This window comes from Streptomyces sp. NPDC005706 (genome assembly GCF_040631045.1).
Classification (GTDB): domain Bacteria; phylum Actinomycetota; class Actinomycetes; order Streptomycetales; family Streptomycetaceae; genus Streptomyces.
The window spans coordinates 76407-101137 of sequence record NZ_JBEXYS010000026.1 but is presented as its reverse complement, the minus strand read 5'-3'; the positions used below and the strand labels follow the sequence as shown (position 1 = coordinate 101137).

At 74.1% G+C, this 24731-nt stretch carries 25 protein-coding genes and 2 pseudogenes; 17 read left to right on the top strand and 10 right to left on the bottom strand.

The window, feature by feature from the left end; translation table 11 throughout:
* Both ABZ478_RS30285 and ABZ478_RS30280 read left to right on the top strand, forming a co-directional pair.
* Window positions 1-169 (top strand): annotated as a pseudogene (locus tag ABZ478_RS30285) (electron transfer flavoprotein subunit alpha/FixB family protein); the annotation flags it as partial.
* A gap of 181 nt (window positions 170-350) precedes the next feature.
* Window positions 351-1649: an aldolase gene (locus tag ABZ478_RS30280; RefSeq protein WP_359554130.1), complete on the top strand. Its 1299-nt coding sequence runs from the start codon at window positions 351-353 to the stop codon at window positions 1647-1649.
* A 36-nt stretch (window positions 1650-1685) separates the two neighbouring features.
* On the opposite strand, the gene ABZ478_RS30275 is transcribed toward ABZ478_RS30280, so the two are convergent.
* The gene (locus tag ABZ478_RS30275) at window positions 1686-2735 is read right to left on the bottom strand and encodes a LacI family DNA-binding transcriptional regulator (RefSeq protein WP_359554128.1); all 1050 of its coding nucleotides are present in this window, start codon (window positions 2733-2735) and stop codon (window positions 1686-1688) included.
* A gap of 212 nt (window positions 2736-2947) precedes the next feature.
* On the opposite strand from ABZ478_RS30275, the gene ABZ478_RS30270 reads away from it, so the two are divergent.
* The 3 genes from ABZ478_RS30270 (at window position 2948) to ABZ478_RS30260 (ending at window position 5392) form a co-directional block, all read left to right on the top strand.
* A complete protein-coding gene (locus tag ABZ478_RS30270) occupies window positions 2948-3901 on the top strand; it encodes an ROK family protein (RefSeq protein ID WP_359554125.1) in 954 nt (317 codons plus the stop codon).
* Window positions 3902-4012: 111 nt separating this feature from the next.
* A complete protein-coding gene (locus tag ABZ478_RS30265; RefSeq protein ID WP_359554122.1) occupies window positions 4013-4204 on the top strand; it encodes a hypothetical protein in 192 nt (63 codons plus the stop codon).
* A gap of 141 nt (window positions 4205-4345) precedes the next feature.
* Window positions 4346-5392, top strand: coding sequence for an NUDIX domain-containing protein (locus ABZ478_RS30260; RefSeq protein ID WP_359554120.1), 1047 nt, complete (start codon window positions 4346-4348; stop codon window positions 5390-5392).
* A gap of 30 nt (window positions 5393-5422) precedes the next feature.
* Here the strand turns inward: ABZ478_RS30260 and ABZ478_RS30255 are convergent.
* Window positions 5423-6132 (bottom strand): annotated as a pseudogene (locus ABZ478_RS30255) (MBL fold metallo-hydrolase).
* Window positions 6133-6194: 62 nt separating this feature from the next.
* A complete protein-coding gene (locus tag ABZ478_RS30250) occupies window positions 6195-7550 on the bottom strand; it encodes a dipeptidase (RefSeq protein ID WP_359554118.1) in 1356 nt (451 codons plus the stop codon).
* 132 nt (window positions 7551-7682) lie between these two features.
* Here ABZ478_RS30250 and ABZ478_RS30245 point away from each other — a divergent pair, with 132 nt between their 5' ends.
* Window positions 7683-8933 (top strand): geranylgeranyl reductase family protein, encoded by a 1251-nt coding sequence (locus tag ABZ478_RS30245; protein ID WP_359554116.1) that lies wholly within the window; start codon window positions 7683-7685, stop codon window positions 8931-8933.
* Here ABZ478_RS30245 and ABZ478_RS30240 read toward each other — a convergent pair.
* Complete coding sequence (locus ABZ478_RS30240; protein ID WP_359554114.1) at window positions 8923-9381, bottom strand: nitroreductase family deazaflavin-dependent oxidoreductase; 459 nt, start codon at window positions 9379-9381, stop codon at window positions 8923-8925. The genes ABZ478_RS30245 and ABZ478_RS30240 overlap by 11 nt on opposite strands.
* Before the next feature lie 146 nt (window positions 9382-9527).
* Here ABZ478_RS30240 and ABZ478_RS30235 point away from each other — a divergent pair, with 146 nt between their 5' ends.
* The 3 genes from ABZ478_RS30235 to ABZ478_RS30225 all read left to right on the top strand — a co-directional run bounded on the left by ABZ478_RS30235 (window position 9528) and on the right by ABZ478_RS30225 (window position 12336).
* Entirely contained in the window at window positions 9528-10223 is a 696-nt protein-coding gene (locus ABZ478_RS30235; RefSeq protein ID WP_359554113.1) for a TetR/AcrR family transcriptional regulator, read from the top strand.
* Between the two features lie 230 nt (window positions 10224-10453).
* Window positions 10454-11674, top strand: a complete 1221-nt coding sequence (locus tag ABZ478_RS30230) for a sensor histidine kinase (protein WP_359554112.1) — start codon at window positions 10454-10456, stop codon at window positions 11672-11674.
* On the top strand, window positions 11671-12336 hold the full coding sequence (locus ABZ478_RS30225; RefSeq protein WP_359554110.1) for a response regulator transcription factor: 666 nt from the start codon (window positions 11671-11673) through the stop codon (window positions 12334-12336). Before ABZ478_RS30230 ends, ABZ478_RS30225 begins: the two co-directional genes overlap by 4 nt.
* A 77-nt stretch (window positions 12337-12413) precedes the next feature.
* Here the strand turns inward: ABZ478_RS30225 and ABZ478_RS30220 are convergent, their stop codons facing one another.
* Window positions 12414-13895 carry an MFS transporter gene (locus ABZ478_RS30220; RefSeq protein WP_359554109.1) on the bottom strand — a complete coding sequence of 494 codons (1482 nt, stop codon included), beginning with the start codon at window positions 13893-13895 and terminating at the stop codon, window positions 12414-12416.
* Window positions 13896-13979: 84 nt separating this feature from the next.
* Here ABZ478_RS30220 and ABZ478_RS30215 point away from each other — a divergent pair, with 84 nt between their 5' ends.
* Window positions 13980-14378 carry a MarR family transcriptional regulator gene (locus ABZ478_RS30215; RefSeq protein WP_359554107.1) on the top strand — a complete coding sequence of 133 codons (399 nt, stop codon included), beginning with the start codon at window positions 13980-13982 and terminating at the stop codon, window positions 14376-14378.
* 7 nt (window positions 14379-14385) lie between these two features.
* Here ABZ478_RS30215 and ABZ478_RS30210 read toward each other — a convergent pair whose 3' ends face one another.
* The gene (locus tag ABZ478_RS30210; RefSeq protein WP_359554105.1) at window positions 14386-15126 is read right to left on the bottom strand and encodes a maleylpyruvate isomerase family mycothiol-dependent enzyme; all 741 of its coding nucleotides are present in this window, start codon (window positions 15124-15126) and stop codon (window positions 14386-14388) included.
* A gap of 117 nt (window positions 15127-15243) precedes the next feature.
* A complete protein-coding gene (locus ABZ478_RS30205) occupies window positions 15244-16410 on the bottom strand; it encodes an MFS transporter (RefSeq protein ID WP_359554103.1) in 1167 nt (388 codons plus the stop codon).
* Between the two features lie 414 nt (window positions 16411-16824).
* Here ABZ478_RS30205 and ABZ478_RS30200 point away from each other — a divergent pair, with 414 nt between their 5' ends.
* Window positions 16825-17220 carry a luciferase family protein gene (locus tag ABZ478_RS30200; RefSeq protein ID WP_359554101.1) on the top strand — a complete coding sequence of 132 codons (396 nt, stop codon included), beginning with the start codon at window positions 16825-16827 and terminating at the stop codon, window positions 17218-17220.
* A gap of 64 nt (window positions 17221-17284) precedes the next feature.
* Here the strand turns inward: ABZ478_RS30200 and ABZ478_RS30195 are convergent, their stop codons facing one another.
* Complete coding sequence (locus ABZ478_RS30195) at window positions 17285-18064, bottom strand: DeoR/GlpR family DNA-binding transcription regulator (protein ID WP_359554100.1); 780 nt, start codon at window positions 18062-18064, stop codon at window positions 17285-17287.
* A 123-nt stretch (window positions 18065-18187) separates the two neighbouring features.
* Between ABZ478_RS30195 and ABZ478_RS30190 the strand changes: the two genes are divergently transcribed.
* Window positions 18188-19069, top strand: a complete 882-nt coding sequence (locus tag ABZ478_RS30190; protein ID WP_359554099.1) for an SIS domain-containing protein — start codon at window positions 18188-18190, stop codon at window positions 19067-19069.
* Between the two features lie 26 nt (window positions 19070-19095).
* On the top strand, window positions 19096-19989 hold the full coding sequence (locus ABZ478_RS30185) for a class II fructose-bisphosphate aldolase (protein ID WP_359554097.1): 894 nt from the start codon (window positions 19096-19098) through the stop codon (window positions 19987-19989).
* Here the strand turns inward: ABZ478_RS30185 and ABZ478_RS30180 are convergent.
* Window positions 19976-21112: a methyltransferase gene (locus tag ABZ478_RS30180; RefSeq protein WP_359554135.1), complete on the bottom strand. Its 1137-nt coding sequence runs from the start codon at window positions 21110-21112 to the stop codon at window positions 19976-19978. The two genes, ABZ478_RS30185 and ABZ478_RS30180, sit on opposite strands and share 14 nt — an antisense overlap.
* A gap of 67 nt (window positions 21113-21179) precedes the next feature.
* Here ABZ478_RS30180 and ABZ478_RS30175 point away from each other — a divergent pair, with 67 nt between their 5' ends.
* Genes ABZ478_RS30175 through ABZ478_RS30165 form a run of 3 tightly spaced genes read left to right on the top strand, consistent with a single transcriptional unit; the run spans window position 21180 to window position 23852 of the window.
* Entirely contained in the window at window positions 21180-21839 is a 660-nt protein-coding gene (locus ABZ478_RS30175; RefSeq protein WP_359554096.1) for an alpha-ketoglutarate-dependent dioxygenase AlkB, read from the top strand.
* Between the two features lie 46 nt (window positions 21840-21885).
* A complete protein-coding gene (locus ABZ478_RS30170; protein ID WP_358929222.1) occupies window positions 21886-23121 on the top strand; it encodes an ROK family protein in 1236 nt (411 codons plus the stop codon).
* Window positions 23118-23852 carry an NUDIX hydrolase gene (locus tag ABZ478_RS30165; protein WP_359554094.1) on the top strand — a complete coding sequence of 245 codons (735 nt, stop codon included), beginning with the start codon at window positions 23118-23120 and terminating at the stop codon, window positions 23850-23852. Before ABZ478_RS30170 ends, ABZ478_RS30165 begins: the two co-directional genes overlap by 4 nt.
* Window positions 23853-23901: 49 nt before the next feature.
* Here ABZ478_RS30165 and ABZ478_RS30160 read toward each other — a convergent pair whose 3' ends face one another.
* Window positions 23902-24093: a DUF1272 domain-containing protein gene (locus tag ABZ478_RS30160; RefSeq protein ID WP_359554092.1), complete on the bottom strand. Its 192-nt coding sequence runs from the start codon at window positions 24091-24093 to the stop codon at window positions 23902-23904.
* A gap of 270 nt (window positions 24094-24363) precedes the next feature.
* Here ABZ478_RS30160 and ABZ478_RS30155 point away from each other — a divergent pair, with 270 nt between their 5' ends.
* Complete coding sequence (locus ABZ478_RS30155; protein WP_359554090.1) at window positions 24364-24645, top strand: SHOCT domain-containing protein; 282 nt, start codon at window positions 24364-24366, stop codon at window positions 24643-24645.
* Window positions 24646-24731: the final 86 nt, after the last annotated feature.

The following is a 24731-nucleotide window of genomic DNA, read 5'->3' as shown; positions in this document are numbered from 1 at the left end:
CTCCGGCGCGATCCAGCACCGCGCCGGCATGCAGACCTCGAAGACGATCGTGGCCGTCAACAAGGACGCCGAGGCCCCGATCTTCGACCTCGTCGACTACGGCGTGGTCGGCGACCTCTTCGACGTCGTCCCGCAGCTCACCGACGAGGTCAAGGCCCGCAAGGGCTGACCTCCCCCTCGCTCCACAAGGCCCCTGTGACCGGCACGGTCACGGGGGCCTCGGCGCATGCTGGACACATCCGGACCGGTGCCGGCCGGCCTCCCCGGGTGTTGACCGGCGGGAAGCACCCCGGATAACTTCGTTCAACGGATTGTTGATTCCGTAGAGCGGAAAACTTGGAGGGTGTGGGATGGGTCAGCAGGAGAAGGTGGCCACGAGCCTCGCGGGTGCCGTCAGCGAGGAGATCAGCGCCTCCCTCGCGCCGGTCGACGCGGAGCTGGCGCGCCGCTACCCGGGCGACCCCGGCACCCGGCAGCCCGTCCACACGGTGTACGTCCCCGGCGACGTCTTCGACGCCGGCACCATCCGTTCGTGGGGCGACCGGGCCCTGGCGGCGCTCGACGAACACGCCCCCGACGCCGCCTCCTTCGCCGCGGTGCTGGGCCTCTCCGACGACCTGGCGGAGCCGGTGTACTCCCGCGTCCGGGCCAAGCTGGAGCGCGAACCCGTGGAGGACCTGCGCGTCGACTTCGAGGACGGCTACGGCCCCCGCCCGGACGCCGAGGAGGACGAGACCGCCGCGCGCGCGGCCCGTCTGATCGCCGAGGCGTACCGCGACGGCACGGCGGCCCCGTACATGGGCATCCGCATGAAGTGCATGGAGGCCGCGGTGCGCGACCGGGGCATCCGCACCCTCGACGTCTTCCTCACCGGCCTGACGGAGGCCGGCGGACTTCCCGGCGGACTCGTGCTGACCCTGCCGAAGGTGACGTACGCCGAGCAGGTCGGCGCGTTCGCGCGTCTGCTGGAGGCCTTCGAGCAGGCCCATGGACTGCCGGCCGGGCGGCTCGGCTTCGAGATCCAGATCGAGACCAGCCAGTCCATCCTCGCCGCCGACGGCACCGCCACCGTCGCCCGCATGATCCAGGCCGCCCGGGGCCGCGCCACCGGACTGCACTACGGCACCTTCGACTACAGCGCCTGCCTCGGGGTCTCCGCCGCCCACCAGGCGAGCGACCACCCCGCCGCCGACCATGCCAAGGCGGTGATGCAGGTCGCGGCCGCGGGCACCGGCGTACGGGTCTCGGACGGCTCCACCAACGTGCTTCCGGTCGGTCCGGCCGAGAAGGTCCACGACGCCTGGCGCCTGCACTACGGCCTCACCCGCCGCGCCCTGGCCCGCGCCTACTACCAGGGCTGGGACATGCACCCCGGCCACATCCCGACCCGTTACGCCGCCGTCTTCGCCTTCTACCGCGAGGGCTTCGAGCAGGCGGCGGGCCGCCTCGCCCGCTACGCCAACCGGGTCGGGGGCGACGTCATGGACGAGCCCGCCACCGCCAAGGCCCTCAGCGGCTACCTGCTGCGCGGTCTGGACTGCGGGGCCCTGGACGTCGCGGAGGTGGCCCGGCTGAGCGGACTGACCCGGGCCGACCTCGAAGGCTTCGCGGTGCCCCGCCGCGGCGACCTCACGGCCTCCGCCACGTAGCGGGACGCCGCGCCGGCTGTGTCGCGTCGCCCCGGCTCAGCCGGCGGGCGGCAGCTCGCCGGAGCCGCGGGTGATCAGCCGCGTCGGCAGCTCGATGCGCTCCGGCGCGACGAGGGTGCCGTCGAGCTGGCGGAAGAGGCGCTCGGCGGCGGTCCGGCCGAGCGCGGCCGCGTCCTGGGCGACCACCGTCACACCCGGCTGGAGCAGGTCGGCCAGCTCGATGTCGTCGAACCCGACGAGGGCGACCGGACGGGGCCGCCCGGCGAGGACCCGGATCACGGTGACCGTCACCCGGTTGTTGCCGGTGAAGATCGCGGTGACGGGGGAGGGGCCGGAGAGCATCTCCTCGGCCGCCCGTCGCACCCGCTCCGGATCCGTCGCACCGAGGGACATCCAGGCGTCCTCGACGGGTATTCCGGCGTCCTCCATGGCGGCCCGGTAGCCGCGCAGCCGCTCCGCAGCGGTGTGGATGCGGGGCATGTCGCCGATGAAGCCGATCCGGCGGTGGCCGTGCGCGATCAGGTGGGCCACGCCGTCACGGGCGCCCCCGTGGTTGTCGGACAGGACGACGTCGGCGTCGATCTTCCCGGCCGGCCGGTCCACGAACACGGTGGCCACGCCCGCCCGCAGCTCCGGCTCCAGATAGCGGTGGTCGTCGCCGGCCGGGATGATCACCAGGCCGTCCACCCGCCGCGCGCACAGCGCCAGCGCCAGCTCCTGCTCACGCCCCGGGTCCTCGGCGCTGGAGCCGTTGATCAGCAGGGCGCCGTGGGCGCGGGCCACCTCCTCGACCGCACGGCTGAGGGGGCCGTAGAAGGGGTCCGCGAGATCCTCCAGGATCAGACCGATGCTGGCGGTCCGGCCCTTGCGCAGCACCCGCGCGCTGTCGTTGCGGCGGAAGCCGAGCGCCTCGATCGCCTCCTGCACCCGGCGCTCGGTGTCCGGGGTGACGCCGGGCTCGCCGTTGACCACCCGGGACACCGTCTTCAGGCCCACCCCGGCCCGGGCCGCCACGTCCTTCATCGTCGGGCGGTTGCCGTAACGGTTCCCGGTGGGGCGGTCTGCGCGGCGGGTGGTCTCGGGCACGATGCGGTGTCCTGTCCTGTGTCCGTGGAATTCTGGGAAGGGCGGCTGCGGCGTTCGATGGTTTGTATGAGGATGTGGCGTCGAGCATAGAGCCTGGACAACGTTGTCAGAAGCGGAGAGACTGTTCACCGCTGTCTCCGGCCCGCGCCCCCACCGCCTGACCGGCCCGCGTCTGTTTGGTTTTCGAGCATCAACGGGGAGATCTGACTCTGATGTACACCGACCTCGTGGCGGCCCTCGACATCGGCGGCACCAAGATCGCCGGCGCGCTGGTGGACGGTCACGGACGGATCCAGGCCCGTGCCCAGCGCGCGACCCCCGCCCAGCAGGACGGAGAAACGGTCATGCGGGCCGTCGAGGGAGTGCTCGGCGATCTCGCCGCCTCCCCTCTGTGGGAGCGGACCGGTTCGGTCGGCATCGGCAGCGCGGGCCCCGTGGACGCCTCGGCGGGCACCGTGAGCCCGGTGAACGTGCCGGGCTGGCGTGACTTCCCGCTGGTCGAGCGGGTAGGCGCGGCCACGGGCGGGCTTCCGGTGGAGCTGATCGGCGACGGGGTGGCCATCACCGCGGCGGAGCACTGGCAGGGCGCCGCCCGCGGCCACGACAACGCGCTGTGCATGGTCGTCTCGACGGGCGTCGGCGGCGGCCTGGTGCTGGGCGGCCGGCTGCATCCCGGCCCGACCGGCAACGCCGGGCACATCGGGCACATCAGCGTCGATCTCGACGGGGACCCGTGCCCGTGCGGCGCCCGCGGCTGCGTCGAGCGCATCGCCAGCGGCCCCAACATCGCCCGCCGGGCCCTGGAGCGGGGCTGGCTGCCGGGCCCCGACGGGGACACCTCCGCCGCGGCGGTGGCCGCCGCCGCCCGGGCGGGCGATCCGGTGGCCGTGGCCTCCTTCGAACGGGCCGCGCAGGCCCTGGCCGCCGGGATCGCGGCCACCGCGACCCTGGTGGAGATCGACATCGCCGTGATCGGCGGGGGCGTCGGCAAGGCCGGCGACATCCTCTTCACGCCCCTGCGCAAGGCGCTCACCGACTACGCGACCCTCTCCTTCGTCCAGCGGCTGACGGTCACCCCGGCCCGGATGGGCACGGACGCGGGCCTGGTCGGCGCCGCCGCGGCCGCGCTGTCCCGTCGTCCGGACACGACGGCGGCGGGGGTCTGAACGCCCGGCCGGCAGCGTTCACGGCCCCGGTGCCGGACCGCCGCCGGGCCGACGGGGGCGAATCCGCGTCATCCGCGTGACCCCGCGGAGGGTCAAGCAGTTGATCAGGGCATGAAGAAGCGCAGCATGCTCGCCATCGCCTCCCTCGCCACCGGATTCGTCGTGGCCGCCGTCACCCCGTCCCACGCCGCGGACCAGGAGCCCGTCCGCGACTTCAAGCTCTCCAACACCCTCGGCGACGTCGACCACCTGGTCAGCCAGGCCACCCTCGCCGTCGCGGAGAACGCGCGGGGCAAGAAGTAGCCCCGGACCCCCGGTGAAAGTGCCGGTGTCACCCTCACGGGAGGCACCGGCACTGGCGTATGCGCGCCCTCAACTGGACGTGGTTTCCGTGGCAGGGTGGAGCGGGCAAGCCACAGGGGGCCAACAGAAGAGGGGGAGTCCGTGACCGTCGTCTGGATCAACGGCGCGTTCGGTGCGGGGAAGACAACGACCGCACGGGAACTGATCGAACTGATCCCGAACAGCACGCTCTTCGACCCCGAGGTCATCGGCGCGGCACTCCCGCACCTGCTGCCGCCCAAGCGCCTCGCCGAGGTCGGCGACTTCCAGGACCTGCCGATCTGGCGCCGGCTCGTGATCGACACGGCGGCCGCGATGCTCGCGGAGCTGGGCGGCACGCTCGTCGTTCCCATGACCCTGCTGCGCCAGGAGTACCGCGACGAGATCTTCGGCGGTCTCGCCGCACGCCGGATACCCGTACGGCATCTGCTGCTCACCCCGGCCGAAACGATCCTGCGGGCGCGTATCGCCGGGCGCGACGTCCCGCCGGACGGCGAGACACGGCAGCGGCAGTGGGCGTACGACCACCTCGAGCCCTACCGTGCCGCCCTCGCCTCCTGGCTCACCGCCGACGCCCACCTGGTGGACTCCAGCGGCCTCACCCCGTACGAGACCGCCGTCCGCATCGCCGACGCCGTGGGCAGCGGTGCCGTGCCGCCCGTCGACATCGTGCAGACCCCCGAGCCCACGGCCGAGACCCTCGCCGCCGGTGTGCTGCTCTTCGACGAGCAGGACCGGGTGCTGCTCGTCGACCCCACCTACAAACCGGGCTGGGAGTTCCCCGGCGGCGTGGTCGAGCGCGGTGAGGCCCCGGCCCGGGCCGGGATGCGCGAGGTGGCCGAGGAGACCGGGATACGGCTGCGGGAGGTGCCCCGGCTGCTGGTCGTGGACTGGGAACGGCCGGTGCCGCCCGGCTACGGCGGACTGCGCCTGCTCTTCGACGGGGGCACGCTGGACTCCGCCGAGGCGGCGCGGGTGCTGCTGCCGGGTCCCGAGCTGCGCGGCTGGCGCTTCGCGACCGAGCAGGAGGCCGCCGGCATGCTGCCGCCGGTGCGCTACGAACGGCTGCGCTGGGCGCTGCGGGCCCGGGAACGGGGGGCCGCCCTCTACCTGGAGGCCGGCGTACCGGTCGTGGGCCGGGCGGCCTGACGGCTCCGCGCCGCCCTGCCACCCGTGCCGTCAGCCGGTGGACGGTCCGCCGTCGGCCGCTCTCCGCAGAGCGGCCGACGCACCGCCCAGCACCGGTTCGCCGTGCCCGAAGCACGCCAGTTCGGCATCGAGCGCGGCCAACCGGCGCAGGGATCACATCAGTCGAGGGCGGTCGAGGTTGAACACGCCCGGCATGACCGATCCGTCGACCGGCGAGGCGGCCACCGTGTCGCCCGTGAACAGCACGCCCTCGTCGGGTACGAAGAGGGCGATGCTGCCGTCCGTGTGCCCGGGGACGTGCAGCACCCGCGCGCCGCCGCCGAAGCCGAGCACCGCGCCGTCGGACAGCGCCGTGACATGCCGGGGCCGCCGCGGCTCGCCCCCGGGCAGGTGCCGTGCCGCCTCGGCGTGGACCGGCAGCTCCCAGTCCTCGAACCGCGGGGGCGGACCCGGGCGTTCACCGAGCACGAACGGCGCGTCCAGATGATGCGCGCACACCTCGGCGCCGCTCAGCGCGGCGAACTCGCCCGCCCCGCCGGCGTGGTCCTCGTGGAAATGGGTCAGCACGATCCGCCGTACGTCCCCGGGCCCAGCGCCGTGATCGCTCCGGCGATCGCGCGGCCCGAGCCGATCGCCCCCGCGTCGATCAGCGACAGCTCGTCGCCGTCGCGCCAGAGATAGGCCTGGCCGACCGGGAAGCGCAGCAGATGCAGGCGGGGGAGCAGTTCGAGCACGTCCATCCGCCGAACGTAGGCGGCGCCCCCGCCCGGTGGCGAGGGCGCTCTGCCGCGGGCAGAAGGGTTCAGCCCGCCGCGTAGTTGGACAGGAACAGCGCCTCGGCGACCGACAGCCGCTCCAGCTCCTCGGGGGACACGCTCTCGTTGACCGCGTGGATCTGCGCCTCGGGCTCGCTCAGGCCGATCAGCAGGATCTCCGCCTGCGGGTAGAGACCGGCCAGGGTGTTGCACAGCGGGATGGAGCCGCCCTGGCCGGCGTAGCTCATGGCCTCGCCCGGGTAGGCGACCGTCATCGCGTCGGCCATCGCCCGGTAGGCCGGGCTGGAGGTGTCGGCGCGGAAGGCCTGGCCCTGGCCGATCTGCTCGGTGGTGACCCGGGCGCCCCACGGGGTGTGCGCCTCGATGTGCGCCTGCAGCAGCTTGGTCGCCCCGGCCGCGTCCACGCCCGGCGGCACCCGCAGGCTGATCAGCGCCCGGGCGCCGGCCTGCACCGACGGGGTGGCGCCCACGACCGGCGGGCAGTCGATGCCGAGGACGGTGACCGCCGGGCGGGCCCAGATGCGGTCCGCGACCGAGCCGTCTCCGATCAGGCCCACGCCGTCCAGCACTCTGGCGTCCTCGCGGAACTGCTCCTCGGTGTACTCGAGGCCGTCCCACCGCGCGCTGGAGTCGAGCCCGTCCACGGTGGTCGAGCCGTCCTCGGCGCGCAGCGAGTCCAGGACCCGGATCAGCGCGCCGAGCGCGTCCGGGGCGGCGCCGCCGAACTGGCCCGAGTGCAGGTTGCCGGCGAGGGTGTCGACCTGGACCCGGACCATGGTCATGCCGCGCAGGGTGGTGGTGACCGTGGGCAGGCCGACCCGGAAGTTGCCGGCGTCGCCGATCACGATCGTGTCCGCGCGCAGCAGCTCGGGGTGCTGCTCGGCGTACCGCTCAAGACCGCCCGTGCCCTGCTCCTCCGAGCCCTCGACGATCACCTTGACGTTCACCGGGACGCCGCCGTTGGCCTTCAGCGCGCGCAGCGCGAGCAGGTGCATGATCACGCCGCCCTTGCAGTCGGCGCTGCCGCGGCCGTACCAGCGGCCGTTCCGCTCGGTCAGCTCGAACGGCGGGGTGGTCCAGCCGACCTCGTCCAGCGGCGGCTGGACGTCGTAGTGGGCGTAGAGCAGAACCGTTTTTGCGCCCTCCGGGCCCGGCAGGAAGCCGTACACCGACTGCGTGCCGTCCGGGGTGTCCAGCAGCGCCACGTCCACGAATCCCTCGGCGCGCAGCGCGTCCGCGATCCAGTTCGCGGCGCCCTCGCTCTCGCTCCTCGGGAACTGCGCGAAGTCGGCCACCGACTTGAAGGCGACCAGTTCGGCCAGCTCCGCCCTGGCCCTGGGCAGCAGCGAGGCGACGGTCTCGGCGACCGGATTCGACGACATGGGCACGCTCCTCGTGGGTGCGACGTTGTACCGGGTGAGTACACCGATCCTCCCACAGCGGCCCGCCGTGATCGTCGCCGTAGGATGCGGGGGACAGGTGCGGCAGCGGCTTGATCGGAGCAGTAGACCATCGTGAGCGGCGAGAACTCTTCGGCGGACGACGTGCAGCGGGTATGGGACGTCGTCGTGGTGGGCGCGGGACCCGCGGGGGCCTCGGCGGCCTACGCGGCGGCGGTCGCGGGGCGGCGCGTGCTGTTGCTGGAGAAAGCCGAGCTGCCGCGCTACAAGACGTGCGGCGGCGGCATCATCGGCCCGTCCCGTGACGCGCTGCCGCCCGGCTTCGAGCTGCCGTTCCAGGACCGCGTGCACGCGGTGACCTTCTCCCACAACGGCCGCTTCACCCGCACCCGCCGCTCCCGGCAGATGCTGTTCGGGCTGATCAACCGGCCCGAGTTCGACCAGCAGCTCGTCGAGCACGCCCAGAAGGCGGGCGCCGAGCTGCGCACCGGCGTCGCCGTCCAGCGGGTCGAGCAGCACGGCTCGACGGTGCCCGACCGGCGCACCGTCGCCGTGGTGCTGCAGGGCGGCGAGACCGTGCTGGCCCGCGCGGTCGTCGGCGCAGACGGCAGCGCCAGCCGCATAGGCGCGCACGTCGGCGTGAAGCTGGACCAGGTCGACCTCGGCCTGGAGGCGGAGATCCCGGTCCCGGAGACGGTCGCCGAGGACTGGAAGGGGCGCGTGCTCATCGACTGGGGCCCCATGCCGGGCAGTTACGGCTGGGTCTTCCCCAAGGGCGACACACTGACGGTCGGTGTGATCTCGGCACGCGGCGAGGGCGCCGTCACCAAGCGGTACCTGGAGGACTTCATCGCCCGGCTCGGACTGGCCGGCTTCGAGCCGAGCATCTCCTCCGGGCACCTGACGCGCTGCCGCGCCGACGACTCGCCACTCTCCCGCGGCCGGGTGCTGGTCTGCGGTGACGCGGCGGGGCTGCTGGAGCCGTGGACCCGGGAGGGCATCTCCTTCGCGCTGCGCTCGGGCCGGCTGGCCGGGGAGTGGGCGGTCCGGATCGCCGAGGCGCACGACGCCGTGGACACCCGGCGCCAGGCGCTGAACTACGCGTTCGCGATCAAGGCGGGGCTCGGCATCGAGATGAGCGTCGGCAAGCGGATGCTGGCCGCGTTCGAGCGCCGCCCCGGCGTCTTCCACGCGGTGCTCACCGGCTTCCGTCCCGCGTGGAAGGCGTTCAAGGAGATCACGCAGGGCTCGACGTCCCTGGGCGAGCTGGTCCGTTCCCATCCGCTCGCCCAGCGCGCCCTGAGCGCGTTCGACCGGGCCCGGGGCGCGGCCCCCGCCGCCGCGGAGGACACCGTCACTCCGTGACGGTGATCCGGAAGACGGGGTGGTCGCCGGCCGTCGCGAGGATCTCCTCGTCGGAGGACTTGGCCGTCACGCCCTGGAAGTACTGGTTGACCTCCCAGCCCCACTTCTCCAGGTAGGTCCGCAGGATCGGGAGCTTCTCGGCGTCGGGGAGCTCCTGCGCGGTGAACGGGCGGACCTTGCGCCCCACCCGCAGCTCACCGCCGCCGGCGACCCGCATGTTGCGCACCCACTGGGAGTGGCCGCGCGCCGAGACGAGGTACCGCGCGCCCTCGTAGCTGTGCGGGTTGACCGGAATGCGCTGCATCTGCCCGCTCTTGCGGCCGCGCACGGACATCTCGGCGCTTCCCGCGAGGCTGATCCCGTGCCGCGCGAGCCAGCCGATGACTCCGTTGAGCCGGACGCTCAGCGGGCTGCCCTTGAGGTAGTACGGCGAAGCAGACGACGGCATGGTGACCCCCACGATTCGGGAGAGCAGTGCTCTCGGTTGACTCCAGTGTGGGGCAGGCGGGTGCTCCGAAGCAAGAGCGATGCTCTCTTTTTTGTTCGCTGCTCTTGTTTGTGTGCACTGCTCCGTCCACGTGGCACACTGCTGCCATGAGCACCGCACAGGGCGCCCGCGCGCGGGCCAGGATCGAAGTGACCGCGGCCATCAAGGACGCGGCGCGCAGACAGCTCGCCCAGGAGGGCGCGGCCAGACTCTCGCTGCGGGCCGTCGCCCGCGAACTGGGAATGGTCTCCTCCGCGCTGTACCGGTACTTCCCCAGCCGGGACGACCTGCTGACCGCGCTGATCATCGACGCCTACGACTCCCTCGGCGCGGCGGCCGAGGCCGCCCGAGCGGCGGCGCCCGACGCGGACCCCGTGCGGCAGTGGACGGCGGTGTGCGAGGCGGTGCGCGTGTGGGCCCTCGCCCATCCGCACGAGTACGCGCTGATCTACGGCTCACCGGTGCCCGGCTACGCCGCACCGCAGACCACCGTTCCCGCCGCCGCGCGCGTCGGACTGCTGCTCATCGGCATCGTCCGCGACGCGCACCGCACCAGCGGCCTCACCGAGCTGCCCCTGACCGCCGAACTGCGCTCCGAGGCCGAACGGCTGGCGGCCGACCTCGCGCCCGACCTGCCCCCCGAGGCGGCGGCTGCCCTGGTGGCGGCCTGGGCCGAACTGTTCGGACTGGTCGGCTTCGAGGTGTTCGGGCAGTTCAACCGGGTGATCGAGGACCGCGAAGCCTTCTTCCGCCACGCGGTGACGCGACTCGCCGCAAGCGTGGGCCTGACGGCCGGTCCCTGATGTGCGCCGGTGCACCGGTGCTTGCGCGGGCCCGGCCCGTGCGACCCGGGTGTGTGCCCGTCCGGCCCGGATGTGTGGTGGCCCGGCCCGCCGGACCCCGCCCGGCCCGCCGGACCCCGCCCGGCCCGCCGGTGTCCCGGTCGGCGGTCGCGCGTACTCCCCGGGGAGTAGCCGCGACCACCACGTCCGGCTGACGGCTGCGGGCATGGTGGGCGTCTAGCGTGGCGGACATGGAAGAGCAGCGCGGACTCGGTCCCTCGCACCGGTGGCGGCACGGGCCCGCCTGGTGGGGTCGGGCCGGAGAACCGCAGCCGCACCATGACCGGCTGCCGTGGCGTTCGACCGCCCTGATCACCGTGTTCGTCCTCGTCGGCACGAACTTCGGCGCGCACGGGCAGCCGCAGCGCGTACCGCTGGACGGGTACGCGCGCGTACTGCTGCTCGCGGCGTCGGTACTGCTGCTGTGGCGGCAGCGCCGTCCGGTCGCCGTCGCCTTCGGCACGGCCACGGCGGTCCTTCTCTACACCGGCGCCGGCTACCCCTACGGCCCGGTTCTCCTGACCGTCGTGGTCGGCTGCTTCAGCGCCGTCGCCGCCGGGCACCGGCGCGCCGCCTGGGCGGCCCTCGGGCTGCTGTGGGCGGGGCACGCGCTGATCACGCTCTGGCTCTACCACTGGCTTCCACCCGCCGGCGACGGCGCGGGGAGCGTGGGCCAGGAGATCGTCGTCACCACCTGGGTGCTGGCCGTCGCCGTGGTGTGCGAACTGGCGCGGGTGCGGCGCGAGCAGTGGGCGCGAGAACGCGCGGAACGCGCCCAGGCCGCCCAGCGGCGGGCGGACGCGGAACGGCTGCGCATCGCCCGCGAACTGCACGACGTGCTCGCGCACAGCATCTCCGTCATCAACGTCCAGGCCGGCGCCGGCCTCGCGCTGCTGGACAACGATCCCGAGCAGGCCCGCGCGGCGCTCACCACCATCAAGGCGGCCAGCAAGGAGGCGCTCGGCGAGGTGCGCCAGGTCCTCGACACCCTCCGGGCCCCGGGCGCCGCCCCGCGCGCCCCCGCCCCGGGCCTGGACCGGCTTCCGGAACTGACCGAACAGGCGGCGGCCGCCGGCCTGAGCGTCGAGGTCGAGGGCGAGCCGCCTCGACTGCCGCCCGGCGCCGACCTCGCGGCCTTCCGCATCGTGCAGGAGGCCCTGACCAACGTCGTACGGCACTCCGGCTCCCGGCGGGCCCGGGTGCGCTTCGAGTACGACGGCGGCGAGCTGCGGCTGCGGGTGGACGACGACGGACCGCCCACCGGAGCCGATGCCGGCGGCAGCGGCAACGGGCTGGCCGGCATGCGGGAGAGGGCGGCCGCGCTCGGTGGCACCGTCGAGGCGGGCCCCCGCCCCGACGGCGGTTTCCGGGTGCTCGCCGTACTGCCCTCGCGCACCGGGGAGGCCCAGTGATCCGGGTACTGCTCGCCGACGACCAGTCGCTCGTGCGGGCCGGTTTCAGGGCGCTGCTCGACGCGCAGCCGGACATCGAGGTGGCCGGCGAGGCGGCGGACGGTGCGGAGGCACTGCGCCGGGTACGCGAACTGCGGCCCGACGTAGTGCTGATGGACATCCGCATGCCCCTGCTGGACGGGCTCGCCGCGACCCGGCGCATCACCGGGGACGCGGAGCTGACCGAGGTGAAGGTGGTCATGCTCACCACCTTCGAGCACGACGAGTACGTCTTCGAGGCGATCCGCTCGGGCGCCTCCGGCTTCCTGGTGAAGGACACCGAGCCGGACGAACTGCTGCGCGCGGTGCGCGCGGTGGTCGAGGGGGACGCGCTGCTCTCCCCGGGCGTCACCCGCCGCCTCATCGCCGAGTTCGCGGCCCGCTCCAAGGAGCCCGCGGCCGCCGGCGGCCTCGCCCGGCTCACCGAACGGGAACGGGAGGTGATGGCGCTGGTCGGCATCGGCCTGTCCAACGACGAGATCGCCCGCAGGCTGGTGGTCAGCCCGCTCACCGCCAAGACCCATGTGAGCCGCACCATGGTGAAACTGGGCGCCCGTGACCGCGCCCAACTCGTCGTACTCGCCTATGAGTCGGGGCTGGTCCGGCCGGGCTGGCTGGGCTGAGGTCCGAGCCCGGTCCGCGTCGGCGCGCGTCCGGCGGCAGACGACTCCCGCCGGACGCGCGCCTTGAGGCGCTTCCCCTAGTCGCGGACCGGCACGCGTTCCGCGAGCGCCTCCTCCACGGTGGACCGGGCGACGACGACCGACGGCAGGCTCCGGCGGCCGCGCATTCCGGTGAGCGTCATCAGCAGTCCGGCCGCGGCGATCGCGGTGACCACCATGAAGCCCGGCCGGTAGCTGTCGAGGACGCCCTGCGGGGTGGGGGCGGCCGGTGCGGCCGCGGTCACCACGGCGGTCACGACCGCCAGGAAGATCGCGCCGCCCACCTGCACCGAGGTGTTGAGCAGCCCGGAGACCATGCCCTGCTCGTGGTCCTCGACACCGTTGGTGGCCTGGATGTTGAGCGAGGGGAAGACCAGCGCGCAGGCCGCGCCGATCAGCAGCATCGACGGCAGGATCACGGCCGCGTACACCGGGTCCAGGTCGACCCGCAGGAACAGCGCGTACCCGGCGACCATCAGGGCGAAGCCGGTAGCGATCAGCCGCGGGGTGCCGAACCGGTCGACGATCGCGCCGACCTTCGTCGAGGAGACCGCCACCAGCGCGCCCGCGGGCAGGAAGGCGAGCGCCGTGTGCAGCGCCGACCAGCCGAGCAGGGACTGCATGTAGAGGGTCGTCAGGAACTGGAAGCCGACGTAGGAGCCGAAGAAGGCCACCGCGCCGAGCTGGGCCCGGACCTGGCTGCCCGAGCGCAGCACACCGAGCCTGATCAGCGGGCTCGTCGAGCGCCGCTCGACGAGGACGAACGCGGTCAGCAGGACGGCGACGGCCAGGAAGGACAGCAGCGTGCGGGCCGAGGCCCAGCCGGCCTCCGGTGCCTGGACCACGGTGAAGACCAGCAGCAGCATCGACGCGGTGCCGAGGACGGCGCCCGGGATGTCGTAGCCGCCGTGGTTCTCCTCGCGGGCGCTGCGGGGCAGCAGCCGGAGGCCGGCGAGGAGGGCGATCACCGCGATCGGCGCGGGCAGCAGCATGGTGAGGCGCCAGCTGGCCTCCGTGAGGAGGCCGGAGAGGACCAGGCCCATGGAGAACCCGGTGGCGGCGCAGGTGGTGTAGATGGAGAGCGCGCGGTTGCGCAGCGGCCCCTGGGGGAACGTCGTGGTGATGATGGACAGGCCCGCCGGTGCCGTGAAGGCCGCGCTCAGCCCCTTGACGAAGCGGCTGGCGATCAGCAGCGGACCGGAGTCCACCAGCCCGCCGAGCAGCGAGGCCAGCGCGAAGACGCCGAGCGCCACCAGGAACACCCGGCGCCGGCCCAGCAGGTCGGCGGTGCGGCCGCCGAGCAGGAGCAGCCCGCCGTACCCCAGGATGTAGCCGCTGACGATCCATTGCAGCGTCGACGTGGACAGATGGAGATCGGCGCCGATGGACGGCAGCGCGACGCCGACCATGGACACGTCGAGCGCGTCCAGGAACATCGCGGCGCACAGCACCAGCAGGGTGCCCCACAGCCGGGGAGTCCAGCGTCCCTCGGCGGCGGGGGTGGTGAGCGGAGAGGTCATGTGGCGAGACTACATGCACACGCATCGAATGCAAGCGCATTTAATTACGATGCAACAATCGCGATTCTCTGCTACGGTGCGCCCATGACGGGGAAGAACGCCGAGCACGCGCTCGTGGAGCAGTGGCGGGACATCCTGTCCCTGCATGCCCGCACCCAGTGCGAGCTGGACCGGGCCCTGCACGGACACGGCCTGTGCGCCAGTGACTTCGAGGTGCTCGACGTGCTCGCCGAGGGTGCGGCGGCGGACGGCGGCTGCGCCTACCGCGTGCAGGAGATCTCCGAGCGGGTCCATCTCAGTCAGAGCGCGCTGTCCCGCCTGATAGGCCGTCTGGAAAAGGACGGCCTGGTGTGCCGGGCCATGTGCCAGGAGGACCGGCGCGGAGTCCGCGTGGCCCTCACGGCGAAGGGACGCGCGCTGCACGACGAGGTGCGGCCGGTGCAGCGCGCGGTGCTCGGCCGTATGCTGGCCGAATCCGGCTGACGAGACGTCAGATCCCGGACGTCTGCCGCCACAGCGCGGCGAGCGCGCGGTCGCCCGTCACCTCCGGCACCGGCACCCGGTTCCACAGCGCCAGGTACAACTGCTCGGCCGTGCCGGTCAGCTCGGCCTCCGCCTCTCCGTCCGCGTCCCGTGAGGTCACCGGCGGTTGGCCGGACAGCCGTACGGTCCACACGGCGTCCGGGCCCGCGTCCACCGCACGCACCCGCAGCACGCGCGGCCGCTCGGTGCGGACCCGGCTCCGGGCCCTGGCGTGGAAGCCGCGCAGCAGTTCGTCGACACCGTCCGCGGCGAATCCGGCGGCCACCGGGGACGCCGGTCCGCCCCGCGCCGCCTCTGCGTCGTACCGGTGGACGGCCGTCTCGTGAGCCTGCCGGCGGGTCCAGAACGTCAGCGGCGACGGATTCGGCGCCGGATGGAAGGTCCAGCAGTCCAGGTCGGCCGGAGCGCCGGCCAGCGTCTCGACCAGCCGGCGGTGGCTGTCCCGGTACCAGGCCACCAGCTCGGCCCCGTCCAGGTCCGGGCCGTCGGGGAGGGGGCGCGGGGCGGTGTGCCCGTCGGCGACGACCGCGGCGGCCCAACGGTGCACGGTGCCCGTGTGCCGCAGCAGGTCCCGCACCTGCCACTCCGGGCACGTCGGCACCTTGGCGTCCGTGCCCGCCGACTCGGCGGCCGCGGCCAGCAGCCGGCCCTCCCGGTCCAGCGCATCCAGGAACTCGGCAGTCTCCATGGCGGCGAGTCTGCCGGATGGAGCGCGCTCGAAGGAACCGGTTTTCCCTGCCCGCGGCCCCCTGGGGCGGGGCGAACGGCGCCCGCGCGCCCCGGCGTCCACCCGGCGCCGCCGGGCTCAGCCGCTCAGCTTGCGCCGTGTCGTCGCCCCGATGGCCGCGGCGACGGCGGCCAGGGCGGCCACACTGGTCAGTGCGGCGGGCAGGGAGAGCCACTCGGCCATGAAGCCGATCGCGGGCGGCCCGAGGAGCATGCCGCCGTAGCCCAGGGTGGAGGCGATCGCCACACCGGACGGGCCGGCCAGCGCGCCGGCCCGTTCCACCGCGACCGGGAAGAGGTTGGCGAGACCGAGACCGGTGACGGCGAAGCCGAGCAGAGCCGCCCAGACGGAGGGCGCGAGCGAGCCGAGCAGCATGCCGGCGGCCGCCGTGGTGCCGCCGGCGACCACGGTACGGGCCCGCCCGAGGCGTTCCAGCAGGGCCGTCCCGGTCAGGCGCCCGACGGTCATGGAGAGCGCGAAGAGCGAGTAGCCGGCGGCCGCCGTGCCGGCGGACGCCGCGAGGTCCTGCTGGAGGTGCAGGGCGCCCCAGTCGGCCATGGCGCCCTCGCCGTAGGCGGTGCACAGGGCGATCAGCCCGAGGACGACGACCACGACGCGTGTCCTGCCGTCCGGCCGCCGCGCGCCACTCCCGGGTTCCGGGTTCCCGCGCTCCGGCGGCACCGGCGCCTCGTGCCGCAGCAGGGTGCGCCCGGCGACGGCGGTGACCAGCAGTCCGAGCAGGGTGATGCCCAGCAGATGCCGGGTGGGGGAGAGGGTGCCGGCCACCAGTCCGCCGAGGCCGGCGCCGATCATCCCGCCGAGGCTGAACGCCGCGTGGAAACTGGGCATGATCGGTCTGCGCAGAGCGGCCACCAGGTCGACGGCGGCGCTGTTGAACGCCACGTTGACCCCGCCGTAGGCCGCCCCGAAGAGCAGCAGGACGGCACCCAGCGCCGGGGCGGAGTGAGTGAGCGGCGGCAGCGCGACGCTCAGGGCGAGCACGGTCATGCACACCACGGTCACCGGGTGGCTCCCGTGACGCCGGCACAACCGGCCGGTCATGGTCATGGTGAGGACGGCCCCCGCGGAGACCCCGAGCAGGGCGAGCCCGAGGGTGCCGGCGGAGGCGTGCGTCTGTTCCTTGATGTCGGGGATGCGGACGACCCACCCGGCGAAGATGAAGCCGTCCAGGGCGAAGAAGGCCGTGATCGCGGCGCGGAGACGCGTGAGCCCGTGACCCGGCACGACGCTGTGCGTTCGGGTTTTGTTTATTTGCGGCACAAATGCAGGCTACGGGCGGGCGCCGAGCGGATGCAAGAGCCGACGGTTGCCTCGGGCATGTGTCCGGCGGGGCAGGGACCGGCGCCGGCCGCGGGCTCCGACGGTGACGATGCGCCCTGCTCGCGGCACGCGCGGCCTTCGCGCCCGGCGCGGGCCGGGGACCGCACGGCCCGGTGGGTTGGGGGGCGGACCATGAAGTGCCGCTGAGCTGCGTTGACTTGCCGGTCCGGACGCATCCCATTACGGCGGGACATGCCGAGTTGAGGGGTGGCCCGTGTGCGCGCGGGCGTCCGGACCCCGCAAACCGGAGCGGATACAGGTCGGTTAATGCTTGCGCACCGGCTGGTTGCCGAGGGGTGAGCAAGTCATGATGGCCTCATGACGTTGGCCTCGCGCGCGCTCGCGCAATTGGCGACCTGGCCGGACCTGAGACGAGCCGTCCCGAGCTGTGGCACGGGCGAGGCGGTCGACTCGGCCGAGGGTGAGATCGTTCACTTCCACTCCGGCCGGGACGTCGACCTGCGGCTGACCGGCCGGGCCATCCAGCGGTTCGCCAAGGATCTGAAGGCCTCGGGCGCGGTCCGCATCGTGCCGGGCTCCCCGTGGGTCACCCTACGGCTCGACGCGGCCAGCGACGTCGATCTGCTGCTGACCCTGGTCAGCGTGGCGCTGCAGGCCCGGCAGTCCTGGCCGGACCCGGAGGGGCGGGCGGTGTCCGGCTGCAACGACCAACGAGGCGCCGGATTCGTGAAGGCCGACCGCAGCGGCTACTGAGCCCGGGGCCGCCGGCCGCGTCCGGTGGGCGACGCGTGGTCCGGCGCGCCCCGGCACCGGGGCGTCACACCGCCAGGACCCGGATACCCGCCTCCTCGAAGCGGTGCACGGTGTCCTGGGCGACCGCCGTGTCCGTGACGAGCGTGTCCACCTGCTCCGCCGCGCAGATCCGGGCGAAGGCCCGCCGGCCCAGCTTGCTGGAGTCGGCGGCCACCACCACCCGCTCGGCGCGTTCGCACAACAGCCGGTTGATCGCGGCCTCCGCCTCGTCGTGCGCCGCCGCGCCGTGCGTGACGTCGAACGCGACCACGCCGAGCACCGCCACGTCGAGCGTGATCTGGCCCAGCACCCCGTCCGCGAGCGGGCCGATGAGCTCGTACGACTGCGGACGCGCGACCCCGCCGGTCACCACGATCTTGAACTGGGGCCGCACCGCCAGCTCGTTGGCGATGTTCAGCGCGTTGGTGACCACGGTCAGGGCGGGCGAGCCGGTGCCCAGATCGCCGCGCACGGCGAGCGCGCGGGCCACCTCCGTGGTGGTCGTGCCGCCGGTCAGCCCCACCGCCTCGCCCGGCGCCACGAGATCCGCCACCGCCTTGGCGATCCGCTGCTTCTCGGAGGCGCGGCGGGCCGTCTTGTAGCGCAACGGCAGCTCGTACGACACCCCGTGCACCACCGCCCCGCCCCGGGTGCGGACCAGCATCTGCTGCTCGGCGAGCTGGTCGAGGTCCCGGCGGATCGTGGCCGCCGACACCTGCAGCTCGGCCGCGGCCTCCTCGACCTCCAGCCGGCCGCGCTCCACGAGCAGTTCCAGCAGCGCCTTCCAGCGGGCGTCCCGGGACATCCGCGGCCTCCGTTCTCCGTACCCCCGGCGACCCTAGCGCACCTCACCCTCGGTCCGAATGCTTGATTGTGCTCGAAAGGCCGCTATATCTTGCAAGAACAATCAGCAAGGGGAGGGTGTGGCATGAGCCATGTCGAGGACGAGCTGAACAGCCAGCCCGAGTGCTGGATACGCGCGGCCGAGGAGACGGGGCGGCACGGCGGGGCGCTGCCGGCGCCGGGCGAGCGGGTGGCGATCGTCGGATGCGGGACCTCGTACTTCATGGCGCAGGCGGTGGCCGCCCTGCGCGAGGCCGCCGGGCAGGGGGAGACGGACGCCTTCGCCGCCTCCGAGTTCCCGCCGGGACGGTCCTACGACCGGGTCGTCGCCCTGACCCGCTCCGGCACCACCACCGAAGTGCTGGAACTGCTCGCGCGGTTGAGGGGCGGCACCAGGACGACGGCGATCACCGCCGACCCCGCCACCCCGGTGATGTCGGCCGCCGACGACCTCGTCGTGCTGGACTTCGCCGACGAACGCTCCGTCGTCCAGACCCGGTTCGCCACCACCGCTCTCACCCTGCTGCGCGCCCACCTCGGCCTGCACACCGCGGACGTCGTCGCCGACGCCCGCACGGCCCTGACGGCCCCGCTGCCCGAAGGCCTGGCCGACAGCACGCAGTTCACGTTCCTGGGCCGCGGCTGGACCGTGGGCCTCGCGAACGAGGCCGGCCTGAAGATGCGGGAGGCCTCGCTGTCCTGGACCGAGGCCTACCCGGCGATGGAGTACCGGCACGGGCCCATCAGCGTCACCACCGGGGGCACCGCCACCTGGATGCTCGGCGAGGCACCGGCCGGCCTCGCCGAACAGGTGCGCGGCACGGGCGGGGCGTGGATCGCGGGCACGCTCGACCCGCTCGCCGAACTGGTCCGCGTCCAGCGCCTCGCGGTGGCCGTCGCCGCCCGCCGGGGTCTCGACCCCGACCGTCCGCGCCACCTCACCCGTTCGGTGATCCTCGCCTCCTGACCCCCGCCCCGGAAGGGAGACAAGCCGTGCCCCTCGCCACCACCGGCGAGCTGGTCACCCGCGCCGCCGGGACCCGCTCCGCCGTCGCCGCCTTCAACATCATCACCCTGGAACACGTCGAGGCCGTCATCGCGGGCGCCGAGTCCACCGGCGCCCCCGTGATCCTCCAGGTCAGCGAGAACGCCGTGAAGTTCCGCTACGGGCGCCTTCTGCCGCTGGCCCGCGCCGCCGTCGCCGCCGCCGAACGCGCCGACGTCCCCGTCGCGCTGCACCTCGACCACGTCCGAAGCGACGAACTGCTGCGCCAGGCGCCCGGCGCGGGGTTCGGCTCGGTGATGTACGACGCCGCCCACCTGCCCTACGCCGACAACCTCGCCGCGACCCGGGCGGCCGCCGACTGGGCGCACTCCCGGCACCTGTGGATCGAGGCCGAACTGGGGCAGATCGGCGGCAAGGACGGCCGGGGCCCGCTGGACGCCCACGCACCCGGTGCGCGCACCGACCCCGCCCAGGCGGGCGACTTCGTCACCGGCACCGGGGTCGACGCGCTCGCCGTGGCCATCGGCAGCGCCCACGCCATGACCACCCGCACCGCGGCCCTGGACCACGCCCTGCTCGGGCGGCTGTCCGCCGCGCTGCCGGTACCCCTGGTCCTGCACGGCTCCTCCGGCGTGCCGGACGACGGCCTGGTGGCCGCGGTCGCGGGCGGCATCGCCAAGGTCAACGTCGGCACCGCGCTCAACGCGGCCATGACCGGCGCGATCAGGGACTTCCTGGCCGCCAACCCGGAGGCCGTCGACTCCCGGAAGTACCTCCACGTCGGCAGGGACGCGATGGCCCGGGAGGTGGCCCGGATCATCGGAGTCCTGGTCCGCGGCCGGACCGCGCCCCCCGCGGACCAGGCGGTCAGCCCCGCTTGACCGCTTTCAGCACCACGAACTTCGGGTCGCTCGCCACCAGCCTGCTGTTGCCGAACAGCCGCTTCAGCTTGAGGTGGTAGCCGAGATGCCGGTTGCCGATCACCCACAGCTCGCCGCCGGGACGCAGCGCCCGCTTCGCCCCGGTGAACATCCGCCAGGCCGTCGCGTCGGTGGTCGCCTGGTGGGAGTGGAACGGCGGATTGTTCAGCACGAGGTCCACACTGCCGGCCGCCACCCCCGCCAGCCCGTCGCCGACCCGGAACTCCGCGTGCCCGGGGACCCCGTTGGCCCTGTACGTCGCCTCGGCGGAGGCCACGGCCTGGAACGACTCGTCCACGAACAGCACTTCGGCCTCCGGGTCGGCCAGCGCCATCGCCGTACCGACCACGCCGTTGCCGCAGCCGAGGTCGGCCACCCGGCCGGTGCCCGGCCCGGCCGGCAGGTGCCGCAGGAAGAAGCGGGTGCCGATGTCGAGCCGGTCGGCGCAGAAGACCCCCGCGTGGTTGACGACCGGGCGCCCGGAGACAGCCCCGACGTCCTCGGGAAGGTCGTAGCCGTACGGCCACGGGTTGGCGGGCCGCTCCAGGGCGGGGTCCGGGGAGCAGAGGATCAGCCGGGCCTTCTGCCGGGCCAGCGAGGTCCGGGTCGGCCCGAGGATGCGCTCGAACAGGCTCAGCGTGGAGGTGTGGATCTCCTTCACCATCCCGGTGCCGACCACCACCGTGCCCGCGTGCACGGCGGGTGCGAGCCGCAGCAACTGGTCCTCCAGCAGGGCCAGGCTCTTCGGCACCCGGACGAGCAGCACGTCCACTCGGTCCGGCGGCGGATCCTGGGTGGTCAGCAGCCGCACGGCACCGGGTTCGACGCCCGCCCGGGCCAGGTTCGCCCGGGTCGCCTCCTGGCTGAGGAAGGAGTCGGTGATCTGCGTCGGCCGGTGCCGGGCGAGCGCCGTGACCAGCGCGCCCCAGCGGTCGCCGACCACCACGACCGTGCCCGTCAGCGGCACCTCCTCCTCGGCCAGGTGCCGCAGCAGGTACGCGTCGGAGGCGTCCCAGGCGCGCAGCGGGTCGCGGGGATCCTCGGGGAAGCGGGACAGCTCGAACTCGCCCCATGGCGTCGTCATACGGTCGTTCATCGCGCTCCAGGCTAGCCGAGCCGCAGCTCACGACCGTTCGGGCAGGATGGGAGGCATGGATGGCACGGATGCCGAACTGTTCGCCAGGGAGCCGGCGCGGGTCGCGCCGGGCGCCGTGCACGTCCCCGGCTGGCTGCCCGCCGAGCGCCGGCGCGCGCTGCTGACCGCCTGCCGCGAGTGGGCCCGGCCCCCGGCCGGCCTGCGCACCGTCCGCACGCCCGGCGGCGGCACGATGAGCGCCCGGCAGGTCTGCCTGGGCCGGCACTGGTACCCGTACGGCTACGCCCCCACCGCCGTCGACGGCGACGGCGCGCCCGTGAAGCCGTTCCCGGCCTGGCTGGACGAACTGGCCCGGAGCGCCGTGACCGACGCGCTCGGCCCGCGGGCGCTCCCGGCCGAGCCGTACGACATCGCGCTGATCAACTTCTACGACGGCGACGCCCGCATGGGCATGCACCGGGACAGCGACGAGCGGTCGGACGCGCCGGTGGTCTCGCTGAGCCTGGGCGACACCTGCGTCTTCCGGTTCGGCAACACCGAGACCCGCACCAGGCCGTACACGGACGTCGAGCTGCGCAGCGGCGACCTGTTCGTGTTCGGCGGCCCGTCCCGCCTCGCCTTCCACGGGGTACCGCGGGTACGCCCGGGAACGGCGCCGCCGGAACTGGGGCTGATCGGGCGGTTGAACATCACCCTGCGGGTCAGCGGGCTGTAGATCCGGAGCAGGCCACGAGGGCTGCGGATCATGGGAGACTCCCCTCATGACCGGCAAGGCGGACCCCCGTAAGGCGGGGGAAGGGACCACCTCCAGGGCGCGGCTGGACCGGGGGCGCGGTGCGCTCGGACCCGCGCTGGAACTCGTGCACACCGGACGGGCGCCGACCCGGGCCGTGCTCACCGCCGAACTCGGGGTCACCCGGGCGACCGCCGGGGCGGTGGCGGCCGAACTGGAGGCGCTCGGGCTGATCCGGGTGAACGCCCGGCCGGGCGCGGCCGCCGGTTCCCAGGGGCGCCCCTCGCACCGTCTCGAGGTCGCCGAGGACGGCCCGGTGGTCCTCGCCGCGCAGGTCCACGCCGACGGTTTCCGGGCCGCGCTGGTGGGTCTCGGCGGGAGGATCGTGGCGACCGCGCCCGGCTGCGAGACCGTCGACGCGGACCCCGCGAAGGTACTCGGCTCGGTCGTCGAGGCGGGCGCCGAACTCCTGCGCACCACCGGCCGCCGCTGCGTGGGCGCCGGCCTCGCCGTGCCCTCCGCCGTCGCCCAACCCGACGGCCTGGCCCTCAACCCGCTCCACCTGGCCTGGCCGGCGGGCGCACCGGTCCGCCGGATCTTCGCGGAGTGCGTGCGCGCCGCCGGCATCACCGGCCCCGCCTTCGCGGCCAACGACGTCAACCTCGCCGCGCTCGCCGAGCACCGGCACGGCGCCGGCCGGGGGGCCCGGGACCTGCTGTGCGTGGCCACCGGGCACCGGGGCGTGGGCGGCGCCCTGGTCCTCGACGGCCGTCTGCACACCGGGAGTTCTGGGCTCGCCCTGGAGGTCGGGCACCTCACCGTCAACCCGGAGGGCCGCCCCTGCCACTGCGGCAGCCGCGGCTGCCTCGACGTCGAGACGGACCCGCTGGCCCTGCTCGTCGAGGCGGGCCGCGATCCGGGCCCCGAGGTCTCCCTGCTCCAGCAGGCCAACGACATGCTGCGCGACCAGTACACCGACCCGGCCGTGCGCACCGCCGCCGAGGCCCTGATCGACCGCCTCGGACTGGGCCTGGCCGGCCTGGTCAACATCCTCAACCCCGACCGCATCATCCTCGGCGGCCTGCACCGCACCCTGCTCGACGCCGACCCCGGACGCCTGCGCGCGGTGGTCGCCGACCGCAGTCTGTGGGGACAGAGCGGCGGCGTCCCCGTCCTGGCCTGCACCCTGGACCACAACAGCCTGGTCGGCGCGGCCGAGCTGGCCTGGCAGCCGGTGCTGGACGATCCGCTGGCGGCGCTGTGACACGGGCCGGCCGGGTGGAACTGCTGGACGCCCCGCGCATCCGGCTCGTCGAGACCGCCGCGCCCGGACTGTCACCGGCGCACCGGTCGGCCATGGACCGCCGGTGGGAGGAGGCGGTGCGGGCCAACCCGGCGCTTTTCGACGGTCCGGTGGCCGCGCTGACGGGCCTGGAGCGGGACGGGCGGGACGGTCTGGTGCTGTCGTGGGCCCGGGCCACCTACCGGTACCGCGCGCTGCGCGGGGTACCGGACGCGCCGGTCTGCTCCTCCCTGTTCGTCTCCGTGGTGCAGCCGTCCGGCGACGGGCGCCTGATGGTGGGGCGGATGGCCGCCTCGACCTCGGCGCCGGGCCGCTGGCAGCTCCCCGGCGGGACCGTCGAACCACCGGACGAGGGAGCCGAGCTGAATGTCGACGGGCTGCGCCGGCACGCGGCCCGCGAGCTGTCCGAGGAGACCGGCTCCGACACGCCCGCCGAGGCCCTGACCCTGTGGCTGACCACCCGGGGAGCGGGAGGCGGCGTCGGCGCCCTGTTCCTCGCCCCGCCGTGCCCCGGCCACGAACTGCGTGAGCGGTACGCGCGGCTGGTGAGCACGGAGACGGGCGAGGGCCGTGAGCCCGAGTTCGACCGGATCAAACTGGTCCGCCCGCCCGCCGGTCTGGACGGGCTGGAAGGACCGCACGTCGACTACCTGGAACCGGTCTGCCGCCACTACGTGGACACCTCGGCCTGAGCCGCGGGCACCGGCCCGGCGGCGACCCGGCCGCCGTGGGAGACGGGGCCTACGCGTCCGCGCGTGTCCGGCGCCGGGGCCGGGCGGCCAGTTCCCCGCCGCAGGTGGGGCAGACCTGCCCCAGGGCCTCGCCGCACGGCACGCAGTACGTGCACTCGTACGAGCAGATGCGGGCCGGGCCGTCCGCCGGAAGGGCGGCGGTCCCGCAGCGCTCGCAGCGGTCGCGCATCTCCAGTGCCATCGGCGTCTCGTCTCCTCGGGTCGCGGACCGGCGGTGTTCCGGTCCCGCCTCCCATCCTCCGGGCCGCGGCCCGCACCGGAACCCGTCCGGGGGCCAGGGATCCGCACGATCGGGCCACGGCCGCACCCGGTGCGGCGGGTACGGCGACTCCCTCGCGTACTCCCGCGGGGGTATACGCACTGCCGCCGGCCGCACGACGACCCGGACCCCCTCCCGAGGGAGTCTCGTGACATCACCCGAACCCCCGAGACGACGACGGAGACGAACGAGATGCAGACCCTGGCGAACTGGGACGGCGGGCCCGGCCCGTGGATCCTCTTCTTCCCCCTGATCTGGGCGGCCGTCGTGATCGGCGCCGTCACCTTCCTGCGCCGCACCGGCCGGCGGGGGAGGGGGCCGTGGCGGCCGGTGGACGGTGGCCGCCCGGCGGGCGACGCGCCGCTCGCGGTACTCGGCCGCCGCTTCGCCTCCGGCGAGATCGACGAGGACGAGTACTGGCGCCGGATGTCCGTCCTGGAGGAGCACTTCGGCCGCAAGGACCGGACGGCATGACGACCACGACGACGGCGGTGCGCTCCGCCGCCCGCACCCGCGACGGTATGGGCGTCGGCTTTCCCGCCTGGCGGGACGCACTCGGC

What these genes read in the sequence shown, in the direction of transcription:
- ABZ478_RS30160 (WP_359554092.1), bottom strand. Translation starts at nt 24,093, where the DNA reads ATGGCACTGGAGATGCGCGACCGCTGCGAGCGCTGCGGGACCGCCGCC.
- ABZ478_RS30265 (WP_359554122.1), top strand. Translation starts at nt 4,013, where the DNA reads ATGAAGAAGCGCAGCATGCTCGCCATCGCCTCCCTCGCCACCGGATTC.
- ABZ478_RS30235 (WP_359554113.1), top strand. Translation starts at nt 9,528, where the DNA reads ATGAGCACCGCACAGGGCGCCCGCGCGCGGGCCAGGATCGAAGTGACC.
- ABZ478_RS30230 (WP_359554112.1), top strand. Translation starts at nt 10,454, where the DNA reads ATGGAAGAGCAGCGCGGACTCGGTCCCTCGCACCGGTGGCGGCACGGG.
- ABZ478_RS30195 (WP_359554100.1), bottom strand. Translation starts at nt 18,064, where the DNA reads ATGTCCCGGGACGCCCGCTGGAAGGCGCTGCTGGAACTGCTCGTGGAG.
- ABZ478_RS30240 (WP_359554114.1), bottom strand. Translation starts at nt 9,381, where the DNA reads ATGCCGTCGTCTGCTTCGCCGTACTACCTCAAGGGCAGCCCGCTGAGC.
- ABZ478_RS30155 (WP_359554090.1), top strand. Translation starts at nt 24,364, where the DNA reads ATGCAGACCCTGGCGAACTGGGACGGCGGGCCCGGCCCGTGGATCCTC.
- ABZ478_RS30250 (WP_359554118.1), bottom strand. Translation starts at nt 7,550, where the DNA reads ATGTCGTCGAATCCGGTCGCCGAGACCGTCGCCTCGCTGCTGCCCAGG.
- ABZ478_RS30180 (WP_359554135.1), bottom strand. Translation starts at nt 21,112, where the DNA reads ATGACGACGCCATGGGGCGAGTTCGAGCTGTCCCGCTTCCCCGAGGAT.
- ABZ478_RS30210 (WP_359554105.1), bottom strand. Translation starts at nt 15,126, where the DNA reads ATGGAGACTGCCGAGTTCCTGGATGCGCTGGACCGGGAGGGCCGGCTG.
- ABZ478_RS30200 (WP_359554101.1), top strand. Translation starts at nt 16,825, where the DNA reads ATGACGTTGGCCTCGCGCGCGCTCGCGCAATTGGCGACCTGGCCGGAC.
- ABZ478_RS30220 (WP_359554109.1), bottom strand. Translation starts at nt 13,895, where the DNA reads ATGACCTCTCCGCTCACCACCCCCGCCGCCGAGGGACGCTGGACTCCC.
- ABZ478_RS30170 (WP_358929222.1), top strand. Translation starts at nt 21,886, where the DNA reads ATGACCGGCAAGGCGGACCCCCGTAAGGCGGGGGAAGGGACCACCTCC.
- ABZ478_RS30270 (WP_359554125.1), top strand. Translation starts at nt 2,948, where the DNA reads ATGTACACCGACCTCGTGGCGGCCCTCGACATCGGCGGCACCAAGATC.
- ABZ478_RS30190 (WP_359554099.1), top strand. Translation starts at nt 18,188, where the DNA reads ATGAGCCATGTCGAGGACGAGCTGAACAGCCAGCCCGAGTGCTGGATA.
- ABZ478_RS30215 (WP_359554107.1), top strand. Translation starts at nt 13,980, where the DNA reads ATGACGGGGAAGAACGCCGAGCACGCGCTCGTGGAGCAGTGGCGGGAC.
- ABZ478_RS30175 (WP_359554096.1), top strand. Translation starts at nt 21,180, where the DNA reads ATGGATGGCACGGATGCCGAACTGTTCGCCAGGGAGCCGGCGCGGGTC.
- ABZ478_RS30280 (WP_359554130.1), top strand. Translation starts at nt 351, where the DNA reads ATGGGTCAGCAGGAGAAGGTGGCCACGAGCCTCGCGGGTGCCGTCAGC.